This window comes from Nocardioides sp. SRI_004, from assembly GCF_057586415.1.
Genome location: NZ_JBYCZV010000010.1, coordinates 69,885 through 83,754, shown reverse-complemented (window position 1 = coordinate 83,754; position 13,870 = coordinate 69,885). Strand labels below are relative to the sequence as shown.

15 protein-coding genes are annotated in these 13,870 nt (G+C 73.5%); 6 read left to right on the top strand and 9 right to left on the bottom strand.

The genetic code is table 11. The features are described 5' to 3' along the window. Positions 1–2: 2 nt before the first annotated feature. Positions 3–1,268 (bottom strand): MFS transporter, encoded by a 1,266-nt coding sequence (locus AC2YHB_RS15170; RefSeq protein ID WP_487354236.1) that lies wholly within the window; start codon positions 1,266–1,268, stop codon positions 3–5. Positions 1,269–1,454: 186 nt separating this feature from the next. Between AC2YHB_RS15170 and AC2YHB_RS15165 the strand changes: the two genes are divergently transcribed. Further along, positions 1,455–2,144 carry an aspartate/glutamate racemase family protein gene (locus AC2YHB_RS15165; RefSeq protein WP_036550979.1) on the top strand — a complete coding sequence of 230 codons (690 nt, stop codon included), beginning with the start codon at positions 1,455–1,457 and terminating at the stop codon, positions 2,142–2,144. A 120-nt stretch (positions 2,145–2,264) separates the two neighbouring features. On the opposite strand, the gene AC2YHB_RS15160 is transcribed toward AC2YHB_RS15165, so the two are convergent. From AC2YHB_RS15160 to AC2YHB_RS15150, 3 genes are read right to left on the bottom strand one after another with little or no spacing between them, the layout of a single operon-like run. Beyond that, positions 2,265–2,567, bottom strand: a complete 303-nt coding sequence (locus AC2YHB_RS15160) for a PqqD family protein (protein WP_051932978.1) — start codon at positions 2,565–2,567, stop codon at positions 2,265–2,267. Then, complete coding sequence (locus tag AC2YHB_RS15155; RefSeq protein ID WP_487354235.1) at positions 2,548–3,519, bottom strand: phosphoenolpyruvate carboxykinase (ATP); 972 nt, start codon at positions 3,517–3,519, stop codon at positions 2,548–2,550. Before AC2YHB_RS15155 ends, AC2YHB_RS15160 begins: the two co-directional genes overlap by 20 nt. A gap of 7 nt (positions 3,520–3,526) precedes the next feature. Further along, positions 3,527–3,958: a lasso peptide biosynthesis B2 protein gene (locus AC2YHB_RS15150; RefSeq protein ID WP_487354271.1), complete on the bottom strand. Its 432-nt coding sequence runs from the start codon at positions 3,956–3,958 to the stop codon at positions 3,527–3,529. Positions 3,959–4,265: 307 nt separating this feature from the next. Between AC2YHB_RS15150 and AC2YHB_RS15145 the strand changes: the two genes are divergently transcribed. After that, on the top strand, positions 4,266–5,453 hold the full coding sequence (locus AC2YHB_RS15145) for a nucleotidyltransferase family protein (RefSeq protein ID WP_487354234.1): 1,188 nt from the start codon (positions 4,266–4,268) through the stop codon (positions 5,451–5,453). Here the strand turns inward: AC2YHB_RS15145 and AC2YHB_RS15140 are convergent. Then, positions 5,407–6,147 (bottom strand): SDR family NAD(P)-dependent oxidoreductase, encoded by a 741-nt coding sequence (locus AC2YHB_RS15140; RefSeq protein WP_487354233.1) that lies wholly within the window; start codon positions 6,145–6,147, stop codon positions 5,407–5,409. The two genes, AC2YHB_RS15145 and AC2YHB_RS15140, sit on opposite strands and share 47 nt — an antisense overlap. A gap of 247 nt (positions 6,148–6,394) precedes the next feature. On the opposite strand from AC2YHB_RS15140, the gene mshA reads away from it, so the two are divergent. Genes mshA through AC2YHB_RS15125 form a run of 3 tightly spaced genes read left to right on the top strand, consistent with a single transcriptional unit; the run spans position 6,395 to position 9,019 of the window. Beyond that, entirely contained in the window at positions 6,395–7,678 is a 1,284-nt protein-coding gene (gene mshA / locus AC2YHB_RS15135; protein ID WP_036550985.1) for a D-inositol-3-phosphate glycosyltransferase, read from the top strand. Beyond that, positions 7,675–8,169, top strand: a complete 495-nt coding sequence (locus AC2YHB_RS15130; RefSeq protein ID WP_036550987.1) for a type III secretion system chaperone family protein — start codon at positions 7,675–7,677, stop codon at positions 8,167–8,169. Before mshA ends, AC2YHB_RS15130 begins: the two co-directional genes overlap by 4 nt. A gap of 34 nt (positions 8,170–8,203) precedes the next feature. Then, positions 8,204–9,019: an isocitrate lyase/PEP mutase family protein gene (locus AC2YHB_RS15125; protein ID WP_487354232.1), complete on the top strand. Its 816-nt coding sequence runs from the start codon at positions 8,204–8,206 to the stop codon at positions 9,017–9,019. On the opposite strand, the gene AC2YHB_RS15120 is transcribed toward AC2YHB_RS15125, so the two are convergent. Both AC2YHB_RS15120 and AC2YHB_RS15115 read right to left on the bottom strand, forming a co-directional pair. Continuing rightward, positions 9,006–10,166 carry an RNA polymerase sigma factor gene (locus AC2YHB_RS15120; RefSeq protein ID WP_487354231.1) on the bottom strand — a complete coding sequence of 387 codons (1,161 nt, stop codon included), beginning with the start codon at positions 10,164–10,166 and terminating at the stop codon, positions 9,006–9,008. The two genes, AC2YHB_RS15125 and AC2YHB_RS15120, sit on opposite strands and share 14 nt — an antisense overlap. Continuing rightward, positions 10,163–10,582 (bottom strand): YciI family protein, encoded by a 420-nt coding sequence (locus tag AC2YHB_RS15115; protein WP_179648019.1) that lies wholly within the window; start codon positions 10,580–10,582, stop codon positions 10,163–10,165. Before AC2YHB_RS15115 ends, AC2YHB_RS15120 begins: the two co-directional genes overlap by 4 nt. 168 nt (positions 10,583–10,750) lie before the next feature. Between AC2YHB_RS15115 and AC2YHB_RS15110 the strand changes: the two genes are divergently transcribed. After that, the gene (locus AC2YHB_RS15110) at positions 10,751–11,692 is read left to right on the top strand and encodes a DMT family transporter (protein ID WP_036550992.1); all 942 of its coding nucleotides are present in this window, start codon (positions 10,751–10,753) and stop codon (positions 11,690–11,692) included. 208 nt (positions 11,693–11,900) lie between these two features. Here the strand turns inward: AC2YHB_RS15110 and AC2YHB_RS15105 are convergent, their stop codons facing one another. Together AC2YHB_RS15105 and AC2YHB_RS15100 are read right to left on the bottom strand one after the other, a co-directional pair. Continuing rightward, on the bottom strand, positions 11,901–12,578 hold the full coding sequence (locus tag AC2YHB_RS15105) for a response regulator transcription factor (RefSeq protein ID WP_036550993.1): 678 nt from the start codon (positions 12,576–12,578) through the stop codon (positions 11,901–11,903). Continuing rightward, a complete protein-coding gene (locus tag AC2YHB_RS15100) occupies positions 12,575–13,798 on the bottom strand; it encodes a sensor histidine kinase (RefSeq protein WP_207006748.1) in 1,224 nt (407 codons plus the stop codon). Before AC2YHB_RS15100 ends, AC2YHB_RS15105 begins: the two co-directional genes overlap by 4 nt. Positions 13,799–13,870 lie beyond the last annotated feature (72 nt).

Below are 13,870 nucleotides of genomic sequence, written 5' to 3'. Positions count from 1 at the left end.
GCCTATCCGCGCGAGGCGCTACTCCCAGCATCCGCGGGAGCGTGCGCGGGGACCGTCAGCAGGGCCAGGAACGCGAGCGCGGCCGCCACCGTGAAGGCGTAGAAGCCCCACGGGTACGCGATGCCGGCCGTCACCAGCGCGCCGCCGAGCGACGGGCCGACGATCGCGCCGACCCGGCCGACCCCCGCGGCCATGCCGAGCGCGGTCCCGCGGACGCGGGCGGGGTAGAGGTGGCCGACGAAGGCGTAGACGAGCACCTGCGCGCTGAACACGAAGACGCCGGTGAGCAGGACGGCGGCGTACACGACGACGGTGCTGTCGATCCGGATGGACAGCAGGGCGAGCATCACGCCGGCGACGGCGAACCACAGCAGCACCGTCGACTTGTTGCCACGGGCGTCGGCGATCCGGCCGGCGGCGTACAGGCCGATCACGGCACCCACGTTGAGGGTGAGGAGCAGGCCGATGCCGCCCTCGAGGGAGTAGCCGGCCTCCGACATGATCTTCGGCAGCCAGGTGTTGAGGCCGTAGACGAGCAGCAGGCCCATGAACGAGGCGACCCAGAGGCCGAGGCTGATCAGCAGGAAGCGGCCGCGGACGACCTCGACCGGACGGGCCCGGTCGACCTTGCTGGCGGCCACGAAGGCGTGCGACTCGGGCAGCTTCGCCCACATGAGGGGTACGACGGCGAGGCCGGCCAGGCCGCCGATGACGAACATCGCCTCCCAGCCCAGCCGCGGGATCGCCCACAGCGCGAGGAGCGCCGTCAGCACGGCGCCGACGTGGTAGCCGGTCATCATCCGGGTCATCGCGGAGCCGGAGCGGCGCTCGCCCGCGTGCTCGCTCATGAAGGCCAGCGCCGTGGGCAGGCACGCGCCGAGCCCGAGGCCGGCGAGGAAGCGCAGCGCGATGAAGACCTCCATCGACGGCGCGGCGGCGATGGCGAGGGTCAACAGCGAGAACAGCAGGATGCTGGAGATCAGCGTGATCCGACGGCCGAAGCGGTCGGCGAGCGGGCCGATGGCCACGGCGCCGATGCCGACCCCGACGAGGCCGATCGTGGCGGCCGTCGTCAGCGACGCGGCGGTGAAGCCGAGGGCGCCGGTCTTGTCGAGCGTCGGGATGACCGCGCCGAGGACGACCAGGTCGTAGCCGTCGAGGGCGACGGCGAGCCAGCACAGCAGGACGGGCCACCGGTTGGCGCTGCTGCCGGCGACGCCGGTCGCGGTGTCGGTGCGTGGGGTCCCGGTGGGGGCGGGTGCGGACAAGGGGCTCTCCTCCTCGACTCGGCCGGGTCGGCCTCGTTCGACCGTTGTGGTCGCCGTCACAAGGTAGGAACCGGTCCGGGTGAAGTCGATGACACGCTTCCGCCCAGCGGAAGTCGCGGCTTTTCGCCGTCCCACCCCGCGGTGGGTCCTGTTGGAAGTGGTCGGCCGGTGCGGGAGACTGCACCAATGCAGACCATCGGCCTCGTCGGCGGAATGTCCTGGGAGAGCAGTGCGGCCTACTACGAGGCGCTGAACCGCGGCGTCGAGGAACGGCTGGGCGGCTTCCACTCCGCGAAGACCGTGATGGCGTCGGTCGACTTCGCCGAGGTCACCGCGCTGCAGGAGGCAGAGGACTGGGACGGCGTCGCCGCGATCCTCCGCGACGCGGCGGTGTCCGTCGAGCGTGCCGGCGCCGACTTCCTGATGCTCTGCACCACCACCTTCCACCGCGTCGCCGAGCAGGTGCAGGACGCCGTCTCCATCCCGCTGCTGCACCTGGGCGACGTCGTCGCCGAGGCGTGCAAGGAGCAGGGCGTCGAGACCGTCGCGCTGCTCGGCACCAAGTTCGCGATGTCGCGGACCTTCTTCACCGACCGGATCGCCAGCCACGGCCTCGGCGTCCTCGTGCCGGACGCCGGCCACCACGACGAGCTCAACCGGATCATCTACGACGAGCTGGTCCACGGGAAGGTCATCGACGACTCCCGCCGCTCGGTCGTCGGCATGATCAGCGAGCTGTGGGACGCCGGCGCCGGTGGTGTGATCCTGGGCTGCTCCGAGCTCGAGCTGCTCATCCGGCAGGCCGACTCCGAGATCCCGGTCTTCCCGTGCACGACGCTGCACGTGGCGGCGGCGTTGGATCGTGCGTTGGCGTGAGGGCTGCGGGTCTGCATGAATCCCCGGTCGACCGGGGATTCATGCGCTTGTCGGGTGTTGCAACCCCCGACAAGCGCATGAACTGCCCGACCGCTGTGGCCTGTGGGGCGCGTGTGACGCCTACGCCGCCGCGACGACCATGCCCTTGTCGCTGAGCTGCTCCACGAACGCGGCCACGTCGGCGCGGCAGGCGTCGGGCGTGACGTCGTACTCCTCGGCGACCAGGGCGCACAGCGTGTCGAGGTCGCGGGGCTCGGCGAGGTGGCGCCACAGCGTCGCGGCCACGCCCTTCACGGCGTAGTACTCGCCCTGGTCCACGCCCATCATCACGAACTCGCCGTTCATCTCGACGGCCTGCAGGCTCGCGTCGCGGACCCACCGCTGGGCGCGGTCGGGGGTGGTCTCAGCTGCTCGTCGCCACATGGCGTTCCTCTCGTGCTGCGGTCGGCCCGAGACGGCTGTCGTGGTGGATGTCGTGGTGGATGTCGGCGAGGATCGCGTCGGCCGACGCCGCCACGGAGTCGACGCCGCGGGGCCGGTCGACGCGGGCCAGGCGTGCGGTCGCGGCGAGCGCGGCGCTGCGCGCCAGGTGGGTACGACGGTGCGCGCCGACGAGCAGCTCGTTGCGGTAGGCGTGCTCGTGGAGCGTCGTGAAGACCGCGGCGCCGGTCACGGGCGTGATGCGGAGCGGGCCGTCGTACCGGTCGAGGGCGTAGAGCCAGCGGACCGGCAGCGGACCGAGCTCCGCGCGGTCGAGGGGGACGTGGAACTTCGCGTGCTCGGCGCGGATCCGCCGCAGGTCGCCGCTGTCGCGGCCGAGCCGGTCCAGGGCGTCCTGCCAGAGCTTGATCCGCGGCCAGCCGGGGAGCGCGCGCCCCGCGGCGTCGATCGGTACGACGTCGTCGCTGAGCACGTCGTGGCCGCGGCGGTGCATCTCCGCGGCGAGGGTCGACTTGCCGGCTCCGGAGTGGCCGAGCACCACCGCGCAGGCGTCGCCGACGCGGAAGGCGTTGCCGTGGAGCACGAGGTGGCCGCGCTGCAGCAGGAGGGCACCGAAGGCAGTGCCGAGCAGGAACAGGCGCACCACGTCGGGCGGCGTACCGGGGAGGGCGTCGACGGTGATCCGCTCGCCCGCGTCCGCGGCGAAGCGCCCGACGTCGGGGACGTCGACGCCGATCCGGTCGCCGTCGAGCCAGAGCCCGAGGGGGAGGAGGGTGGCGCTCGGACCGGGAGCGGGCACGGTGCCGCCCCGGACGACGACGTCCGCGGGCGCCCCGGCGGAGCCGGCCGTGCCGAGCTCGGGCAGCGGCAGCTCGCTGTCGACGAGGAGTCCGTATCCGGAGTACATGGCGGAGCGCGCGGCGGCGGGGGTCACGAGGCAGTCAGGGGCGGCGCGGGGCCCAGTCGTGGCTGCCGACGCCGGTCCAGCTGGAGCCGGAGCCGCCGGTCACGGCGACCTCGCCGGCGGCCACCCACACGTGCGCCTTCAGCGCGCCGGTGTCGTCGCGGCGTACGCCGAAGGTGACCACGTGCGGCACGCGGGCGGCGCGCAGCAGGACGCGCGCCGTCAGCGCCTGCGGGAAGCAGTCCGACGTCCACGGTGTCCGGGCGGCGGCGGTGCGCACGACCCAGCCGATCTGCCGCGCGCGCCCGGTCCCACGCGGCCCGGGAGGCGACGGGACCCGTCCCGGGTCAGGTCCCGTCGCACTCGGCGATCGTCGCTCGCCCAGCAGGTGGCGCACCACCGTCGAGGGCAGGGCGAGCGTCAGCAGCCGGGCGGTCCCCAGCAGTACCCAGGCCGCAGCGACGGCCAGTCGGGTGGCTGCGCTCAGCTGCCGATGCCGATGATGATGTCGAGGTCGAGCTCGATGTCCTGGGTGGCCCGGAGGCTGAGGGACTCGAGCACGGGCGGGGTGTAGGTCTGCTTCATGAGCGGCTCCTCGGGATGGGAAACGGAGGGAGGGAGAGTCTCCGTTGACCTCTGAAACGGAACTGTGAGCCCCGAGGGCACGGCCCGGGCCTCGATTTGGTGAAGTTTTACCTTTCCCCTCGGCCTCCTCGCCGGCTCCGATTCGGCCGTTCCGTCCCCGGCCCGGCGGGACGGGTGCCACCCTCGACCCCGTGACAGCTCCCGGCGACGCCGCCCTCGCGGTCGTGACGGCGCTGTGCCGCGCCGCGCTGGCTGCCGAGGAGGGCCTGCCGGTCGAGCCCGTGGCGCTCGACGGGACCGACCCGCGGGAGCTGTTCGCGACGGTCCAGCGGCACCGCGTCGAGGAGCTGCTGGCGTCGTACGCCGGGGTGTTGGGGCTGCCCGACGGGCTGGTCCGCCACCTCGACGCGTGGCGGGCAGCAGCGCGCCAGCGCACGCTGCTGCAGGCCCTGGAGACGGTTCGGGCGTGGGAGCTGCTGGACCGGGCCGGTGTCGGGGTGCTGGCCTTCAAGGGTCAGCCGCTCGCCGTCCAGACGACCGGCCGCCCCGATGCCCGCGGACCCGGCGACGTGGACCTCCTCGTCGCGCCGGAGCGGCTGGACGTCGCGCACCGGGTGCTGACGGGCGCGGGATGGCGGTTGCGCGAGGGCGCCCGGGTCGAGCCGGGCAGCTGGGCCTGGCGCCATGTCGGCCGGTGGGGCAATGCGCTGACGTACGCCGGTCAGGGCGCCGACGTCGACCTGCACTGGCGCCTCGAGATCACCCCGGACGCGCACCCTCCGTTCGAGGTGCTCCTCGGGCGCGCGGAGCAGGTCGCCCTCGGTGGGTCGAGCGTCGCCACCCTGAGCAGGTACGACGCCCTGCGCCACCTCGCCGCGCACCGGGAGGGGTGGGTCTGGCTGCGGACGCTGGCCGACCTGCGCCGGCTCTGCCGCGACGAGCGGATCCTGGAGCGGCCCTTGCGACCGGCCGCCGTGCGCTCCCTCGCGGTGGCCCGGGCGACGGTCGGGCTGCCCGCGGGCGTCCCCGCGGCGGTGCACGCCCAGCTGGACCGGACGCCGCCGCGCTTCCTCGAGCGGGTCGCGCGGCAGCACGCGGTCGCGGTCCCGGCAACCTTCGCGGGAGGTGCCGGCGGGCTGATCGGCCTGCGCCACCGGCTGGCCTCCAGCAGCTCGGTGACCGACCTGCAGCACACGGCCGTGGCGCTGGTGCTGCCGGCGCACGCGGCGTACCCGATCGACGCGCGGACGGCCTGGACCGGCGTCCCCCGGGCGCTGGCGCGCCGCGCGATGACGGCGCTGCGCTCGCTGCGCCGCGTCGTGGGGCGGACGATCAGGCGCGGTGGACCTTGTGCGGGGCCGCCTGGGCGCGCGGCTTGATCACCAGCTCGTCGATGTTGACGTGCGGCGGCCGCGTGGCCACCCAGGTGATCGCGTCGGCGACGTCGTCGGCCACCAGCGGCTCGGCGACGCCGGCGTAGACCGCGTCGGCCCGCTCCTGGTCGCCCCCGAAGCGCACCAGCGCGAACTCCTCGGTCTGCACCATCCCGGGCGCCACCTCGCAGATCCGGACCGGCTGGTCGACCAGCTCGAGGCGCAGCGTCTCGGTGACCACCTTCGTGCCGTGCTTGGCGGCGGTGTAGCCCCCACCGCCCTCGTAGGCCCGGCGGCCGGCGAGGGAGCCGACGTTGACGATGACGCCGGCCCCGCTGGCGACCAGGGCGGGGAGCAGGGCCTTGGTGACCTGCATGAGGCCGAGCACGTTGACGTCGTACATCCGGCGCCACTCCTCGACGTCGGCCTCGGCGACGGGGGAGAGCCCGAAGGCGCCGCCGGCGTTGTTGACCAGCACCTCGAGGCGCGGGCCGACGGCCTCGGCGAGGGCGGCGACCTGGCCGGCGTCGGTGACGTCGCAGACGACCGCGCGTCCGCCGATCTCCGCCGCCAGCGCCTCGATCCGGTCGGCGCGGCGCGCCGCGCAGACCACCTCGAAGCCCTCGCGCGCGAGGTGGCGGGCGGTGGCGGCCCCGATCCCGCTGGAGGCTCCGGTGACGACGGCGATGCGGCTGCTCATGACCCCCATCCAACCGGACCGCTGGATCCGGGGCCGGACTGGCTACCGAGCACCGTCATTCGGGCGCGCTGGCGGCGTTGCGGACGCTCGACGGTCGGCCGGACCGCAGTCGCGCCCGCGCCTTGCCATCGCACCCGCCTGACGTCGCTCGCCACGCCATCCGACCCCGGATCCAGCGGACCGGGAATGCCGGGCACACTGGGAGGGTTGGCCTATCGGCGGAATCCGGACTCGAGCAGGAGGTGGCATGGCGGACTCGACGATCGAGCGCGTGGCCATGGTCAGCCTGCACACCTCTCCGCTCGACCAGCCGGGCACGGGCGACGCCGGCGGCATGAACGTCTACGTCGTCGAGGTGGCCCGCCGGCTGGCCGCCTCCGGCATCGCGGTCGACATCTTCACCCGCGCCACCAGCTCCGCCCTCGATCCCGTCGTGGCGATGACCGACGGCGTGACGGTGCACCACGTGCACGCCGGTCCGTTCGAGGGGCTCAGCAAGGAGCAGCTCCCCGGCCAGCTCTGCGTCTTCGCCCGCGAGGTGCTGCGCGCCGAGGCGGCCCACCCCGCCGGGCACTTCGACGTCGTCCACTCCCACTACTGGCTCTCCGGCCAGGTCGGGGCCCTGGCCCGCGACCGCTGGGGCGTGCCGCTCGTGCACTCGATGCACACCATGGCCAAGGTCAAGAACGAGGCGCTCGCCGAGGGCGACACCCCCGAGCCCGAGGCCCGTGTGATCGGCGAGGAGCAGGTGGTCGAGGCCGCCGACGTGCTCATCGCCAACACCGACCTCGAGGCCAAGCAGCTGATCAACCTGTACGACGCCGAGCCGGCCCGCGTCGAGGTCGTGCACCCCGGCGTCGACACCGGCGTGTTCCGGCCGCTGTCGCCGGCCGACCGGCTGCGGGCGCGACGCGAGCGCGACCTGGCCGACGACGCGCTCGTGCTGCTGTTCGCCGGCCGGATCCAGCCGCTCAAGGCCCCCGACGTGCTGCTGCGGGCGGTCGCGGAGCTCCTCGTGCGCCGCCCGGAGCTGCGTCCACGGCTGGTCGTGCCGGTGGTCGGAGGGCCGTCCGGCTCCGGGCTCGAGCGCCCGACGGCCCTCGCCAACCTGGCCGCCGAGCTGCGCATCGACGACGTGGTCCGCTTCGTGCCGCCGGTGCCCCAGGCCGAGCTGGCCGGGTGGTACTCCGCCGCGTCGCTGGTCGCCGTGCCGTCGTACAACGAGTCGTTCGGGCTGGTCGCCGCGGAGGCCCAGGCCAGCGGCGCCCCCGTGATCGCGGCCGCCGTCGGCGGCCTGACGACCGTCGTCCGCGACGGGCACAGCGGCCTGCTGGTCGACAGCCACGAGGCGCACGACTGGGCGGTCGCGCTGGAGCGCGTGGTCGCCGACCCGGCCTACCGCGACCGTCTGGCGGCCGGCGCGCTCGTGCAGGCGGAGCAGTTCTCGTGGGAGGCCACCGCCGCCCAGACCCTGGCCGTCTACCAGCGCGCGCACTCCCTGATGCGCGAGGAAGCGGGAGCCCTGCGATGAGCCAACCGATCGACGTCGTGCGCGACTGGCTCGCCACCAACGAGATCGAGTTCGAGGAGACCGCGGAGGGCACCTTCAGCTTCGCGCTGCCCGGCGAGAAGAAGCTGCAGACCCCGGTCCGCCTCGACCTGGGCCCGCACGCACTCGGCGTGCACGCCTTCGTCTGCCGGCGCCCCGACGAGCAGTTCGAGCGGGTCTACCGCTGGCTGCTCGAGCGCAACATGCGGATGTACGCCGTCGCGTTCGGCATCGACCACCACGGCGACATCTACCTCGACGCCCGGCTGCCGCTGTCGTCGGTCACGACCGACGACCTCGACCGGCTGCTCGGCTCGGTGCTGACCTATGCCGACGAGTCGTTCAACACGATCCTCGAGCTCGGCTTCGAGTCCTCCATCCGCAAGGAGTGGGAGTGGCGGATCGAGCGGGGCGAGTCGACCGCCAACCTGGAGGCCTTCCGGGGCTGGCTGGAGGCCGGCGTCAGCGAGTGACGCCGGCTGTCGGCGAAGGGCCTAGTGTCGCCCCATGACTTCCGCCGACCCGGTCGCCGAGCGCCGCGCCGCCTTCCGCGCCCTCCACGAGCGGGGGTGCTTCGTGCTGCCGAACCCCTGGGACCGCGGGTCGGCCCGCTTCCTCGAGCACCTCGGTTTCCGGGCGCTCGCCACGACGAGCTCGGGCGCCGCGTGGAGCCGCGGCCGCTCCGACGGCTCGGCGACCCGCGACGAGACGCTCGACCACCTCGCCGAGATCGTCGGCGCGACCCGGCTGCCGGTCAACGCCGACTTCGAGGACGGCTACGGCGCGAGCGCCGACGAGGTCGCCGCCAGCGTGGCGCTCGCGGTGGAGACCGGTGTGGCCGGGCTGTCGGTGGAGGACGCCTCCGGCGGTGCCCTGTACGACGTCGCGGTGGCCGTCGAGCGGATCGCCGCCGCCCGCGAGGCGATCGACGCGAGCGGTGCCGACGTGCTGCTGGTCGGGCGCAGCGAGGGCTTCATCTCCGGCCACCCCGACCTCCCCGCGACCCTCGACCGCCTCCGCGCCTACGCCGCTGCCGGCGCCGACTGCCTCTACGCGCCCGGGGTCAGCGACCCGGAGCAGGTCGCTGCCGTGGTGGCCGCGGTCGCGCCGAAGCCGGTCAACGTGCTCGTCGGGGGCCGCAGCCCGCTCGGCGTCAACGCGTGGGCGGAGCTCGGCGTCCGCCGGATCAGCGTCGGCGGCGCGCTCGCCAAGGCCGCGTGGCGGGGCTTCGAGTCGGCCGCCGCGCAGCTCGCCGCGGGCAGCTTCGACGGCTTCGCCGACGCCCCCGGCACCGACCTCAACATGCTGTTCAGCGGCTCCTGAGCCGTGCCGCCTGCCGGGTGAGGTGGTCGCGCTCGGCGACATTGCCGGCCCGGGTGGCCGCGAGGGCGTAGAGCCGCGCCGCCTCGTCGAGGTCGCCCGCCTGCTCGTGCAGCCAGGCCGCGGCGGCGTCGCGGCGCGGGACGCCCGGCTCGACCTGCTCGAGCGCCCGCAGCCCGGCCAGCGGGCCGTCGGCGGCGCCGACCGCGACGGCGCGGTTGAGCAGGACCGGCTGGCCGGGAGCGAGGCGGACCAGCTCGTCGTACCACTCGACGACCTGGACCCAGTCGGTCTCGCCGGCGGTGGCGGCGTCGTCGTGGAGGGCGGCGATGGCGGCCTGCACCTGGTACTCGCCGAGCCTGTCGCGGGCGAGGGCCGCCTGGAGGATGTCGACCCCCTCCGCGATCATCGCGGTGTCCCACAGCGACCGGTCCTGGTCGGCGAGCGGCACGACCGCGCCCTCGGGGGTACGACGCGCGCGCCGGCGCGCGTGGTGGAGCAGCATCAGCGCCAGCAGGCCCTCGACCTCCGGGTCGTCGGTGGCGGCGGACAGCTGCCGAGCGAGCCGGATCGCCTCCTGGGCGAGGTCGACGGAGCCGGTGAAGCCCTCGTTGAAGACGAGGTAGAGCACCCGCAGCACCGCGGTGACGTCGCCCGGCTGGTCGAAGCGCTCGCCCGACACGGTCCGCTTGGCGCGGGAGATCCGTTGCGCCATCGTCGCCTCGGGGACGAGGAAGGCCTCCGCGACCTGCGCCGTCGTCAGCCCGCCGACCGCGCGCAGGGTCAGTGCGATCGCCGACGCGGGGGTGAGCGCCGGGTGACAGCAGCGGCTGAGCAGCAGCAGGGTGTCGTCGGCCTGCTCCGTCGGGCCCGGCTCCGGCTCGTGCTGCAGGCGCTCCTCGCGGCGCCGGCGGGCCGCCGCCGAGCGGATCTCGTCGACCAGCTTGCGGCCGGCGACCGTGACCAGCCACGCCTTCGGGTCGTCCGGCCGGGCGTCGGGCCAGCGCCGGACCGCCTCGAGCAGGGCCTCCTGGACGGCGTCCTCGGCGGCCGCGAAGTCACTGCCGCGGCGGACGAGGACGCCGAGGACCTGCGGCCCGAGCTCGCGCAGCAGGTCCTCGAGCCCGTCGCTGCCGGGGTCGCCGGTCACTCGGTGACCACGGGCGGCTCGCCGTAGAAGGGCCGCACCTCGATCCACTCGTGGATCGGCCGACCGCCCTGGCCCGGAGCGGCGGACAACGACGCGGCGGCCTCGTAGGCGCGCTCGTCGGAGTCGACGTCGATGACCATCCAGCCGGCGATCAGCTCCTTGGTCTCCGGGAACGGGCCGTCGGTCACCGGCGCCCTGCCCTCGCCGTCGTACCGGACGAAGGTGCCGCGCGGCTCGAGCGCCTGCCCGTCGACGTACTCGCCGCGCTCGGCCATCTCGGCCGCCCAGTCCCGCATGAACTGGACGTGTGCGTCGATCTCCTCGGGCGTCCACTGGTCCATCGGTACGTCGGTGCCGGGCAGGTTGGCCGGGCCAGTGGTGCGGCGGTAGTGCTTGAGCAGAAGGTACTTCGCCATGACGCTCTCCTTGGGTTCCGAGACGGCCATCGTGCCGCCTTCGCCCCGGGGACGGAACCGAACCTCCGTCCTCGACATCGCTCGCCGGACTTCTCATGGCGGGATCTCGGAGAGGGTTGTCCGAAAACCCGCGCGACGGATGTCGGTGCCGGTCCCTAGATTGATCCGGTGACGAAGCGCGGCTGGTCGCTGTTCCTGGCGATGTGTGTGATCTGGGGCCTTCCCTATCTCTTCATCCGGATCGCGGTCGAGCACGTCTCGCCCGCGGGCCTGGTGTTCCTCCGTACGGCGCTCGCGGCGCTCGTGCTGCTGCCGCTGGCCCTCGCCCGGCGCGAGGTCGCGCCGGTGCTGGCCCGCTGGCAGCCGCTGGCCCTGTTCGCCTTCATCGAGATCATGGTGCCGTGGGTGCTGCTCGGGCACGCGGAGCAGCGGATCTCGTCCTCGCTGGCCGGGCTGCTGGTCGCGGCGGTGCCCCTCTTCGGCGCGCTGGCCTTCCTGATCTCCGCGCACGCGGAGCGCTTCACCACCGCGCAGATCGGTGGTCTCGTGCTCGGCTTCGCGGGCGTCGCCTGCCTGGTCGGCCTGGACCTCGACCACGTCGACCTGCTCGCCGTGGCCGAGATGCTCGGCGTCGCGATCTGCTACGCCGCCGGCCCGCTCGTGCTCGCGCGCTGTTTCGCCGACGTCTCGGGCCTGGGCGTGATGGCCTGCGCGCTGACCCTCACGGCCCTCGTCTACGCGCCGTTCGGCGTCCTCGACCCGCCGACGGACCTGCCCGCGAAGGCGTGGGGGAGCGTGGCCGTGCTGGCGCTGGTGTGCACCGCGCTCGCGTTCGTCGTCTTCCTCGAGCTGATCAAGGAGGCCGGGCCGACCCGGTCGACGATCATCACCTACGTCAACCCGGCCGTGGCGATCGTCCTCGGCGTGCTGCTGCTCGACGAGAAGGTCACCACCGGCATGATGGTCGGCTTCCCGCTCATCCTCGTCGGCTGCGTCGTGGCCGCCGGTGGCCGGGCCGCGGAGGCCGACGCGACCACCGCGGCCAGCACGGAGCCGGCCGCGGACGTCGTCCTCGAGGTCGAGGCGGAGCCGGAGGCCGACCCGGTCTGACCGGAGATCCCGCCAGCGGTCGAGGAGGTCGCGCAGCGACGCTCGCCCGGTGGTCGAGGAGGTCGCGCAGCGACCGTCACGAGACTCCTGGCCCCGGTGCAGTCCCTGTGCCGGCGAGCACTGCCGCACGACGCATCCCGGTCTCGTGACGCGTGCTCCTCGCTGATCGGGACCGTCCTCGTTCCTCGGACGGTCCCCGCGCTCGGACTCAGACCTCGAGCTTGTAGCCGAGGCCGCGCACGGTGACGAGGTACTTCGGCTCGCTCGGCTCGGGCTCGAGCTTCGCGCGCAGGCGCTTCACGTGGACGTCGAGCGTCTTGGTGTCGCCGACGTAGTCGGAGCCCCAGACGCGGTCGATGAGCTGGCCGCGGGTCAGCACGCGGCCCGGGTTGCGCAGGAACATCTCCAGCAGCTCGAACTCCTTGAGCGGTAGGCGCTGCTCCACGCCGTCGACGGTCACCACGTGCCGCTCGACGTCCATCCGGACCGGACCGGCCTCGAGGGTGTCGGGCAGCAGCTCCTCGCCCGCGCCGCGGCGCAGGACGGCGCGGATCCGGGCGACCAGCTCACGCGGGGAGTACGGCTTGGTGACGTAGTCGTCGGCGCCGAGCTCGAGCCCGACCACCTTGTCGACCTCGTCGTCCTTCGCGCTGACCATGATCACCGGCACGTTCGACGTCTGGCGGATGGTGCGGCAGACCTCGGTGCCGGGGATGCCGGGGAGCATCAGGTCCAGCAGCACGATGTCGGCGCCGTTGCGGTCGAACTCCTTCAGCGCGTCGTTGCCGTCGGCCGCGATGGCGACCTCGAAGCCCTCCTTGCGGAGCAGATAGGCGAGGGCATCGCTGTAGCTCTCTTCGTCCTCGACGACAAGTACCCGTGTCACGGGCGTTCCTCCTGGTCTTCCTGGTGGTCGTGCCTGCGGCGGTCCGGGTGGTCCGGCGACGACGCGAGCGGGGCCAGCCCCATGAAGGGCGACCCCTCGTCCTGGTGGGGGTGCTGGGGGAGCGAGAGCGTGAAGGTGGAGCCCTGGCCCTCGACGGACCACACTCGCACGTCCCCGCCGTGCGTGGCGGCCACGTGCTTCACGATCGAGAGGCCCAGGCCGGTGCCGCCGGTCGAGCGGTGCCGGGCCGGGTCGACCCGGTAGAAGCGCTCGAAGATCCGCTCCACCTCGCCCTGGGGGATGCCGATGCCCTGGTCGATGACGGAGATCTCGACGTTGTGCCCGACGCGCTTGCGGGTCACCACGACCCGCGAGTTGGGCTCGGAGTACGCGACGGCGTTGGCGACGAGGTTGCTGACCGCGGCGCCGACCTGCTTCTCGCTGCCGAGGACCTTGAGGCCCTCCTCGCCCTCGGCGATGACGGAGATGTCCTTGGCGGTCGCGGTCATGCTCACGAAGTCGACGGCCGACGCGACGACGTCGTCGATCGAGACCGGGACCGGCGACTCGAGCGGCTCGTCGCCCTGCAGCCGCGAGAGCTCGATGATCTGCTGGATCAGGCGCGAGAGCCGGTCGCTCTCGGTGAGCATCCGCGAGGCGAAGCGGTAGACGGCGTCCGGGTCGTCGGAGGCGTCCTGGACGGCCTCCGCGAGCAACCGCATGGCCCCGACCGGGGTCTTCAGCTCGTGGCTGACATTGGCCACGAAGTCGCGGCGTACGGCGTCGACCTGGCGCTCGCGCGTGCGGTCCTCCACGAGGGCCAGCACCAGCCGCGAGCCCAGGGGCGCGACGCGGGCGGTGACGTGGCGCGGGCTGCCCGTGGTGCGGGGAACGATCAGCTCGGTCTCGCGGATCTGCCCGTCGCGGCGCACCTGCCGGATGAGGTCGCCGAGCTCGTCGGACAGCAGCGTCGAGCCGCGCACGAAGCCCATCGCGAAGGCGGGCGCCGAGGCCTTGAGGACGACATCGGACTCGTCGACGACGACCGCGCTGCTGCGCAGCACGGAGAGCACGGCCGCGACGCCGTCGGGGAGGAGCGGTTCCTCAGGAGCCTTGTAGAGGTTCTGCTGGCGGTCGCTGAGGTGCCATGCGAGCATGGCACCGCCTGCTACGACGGCGCCGAGGAGCGCAGCCAGGAAGGCTTGCGTCGTCGGGTCCACGTCTCGATCGTACGGCGATGCGCAGGTGCGTCCCGGAATCGGGAAAGCCGTGCTTCGCGATGTTCATCCTGC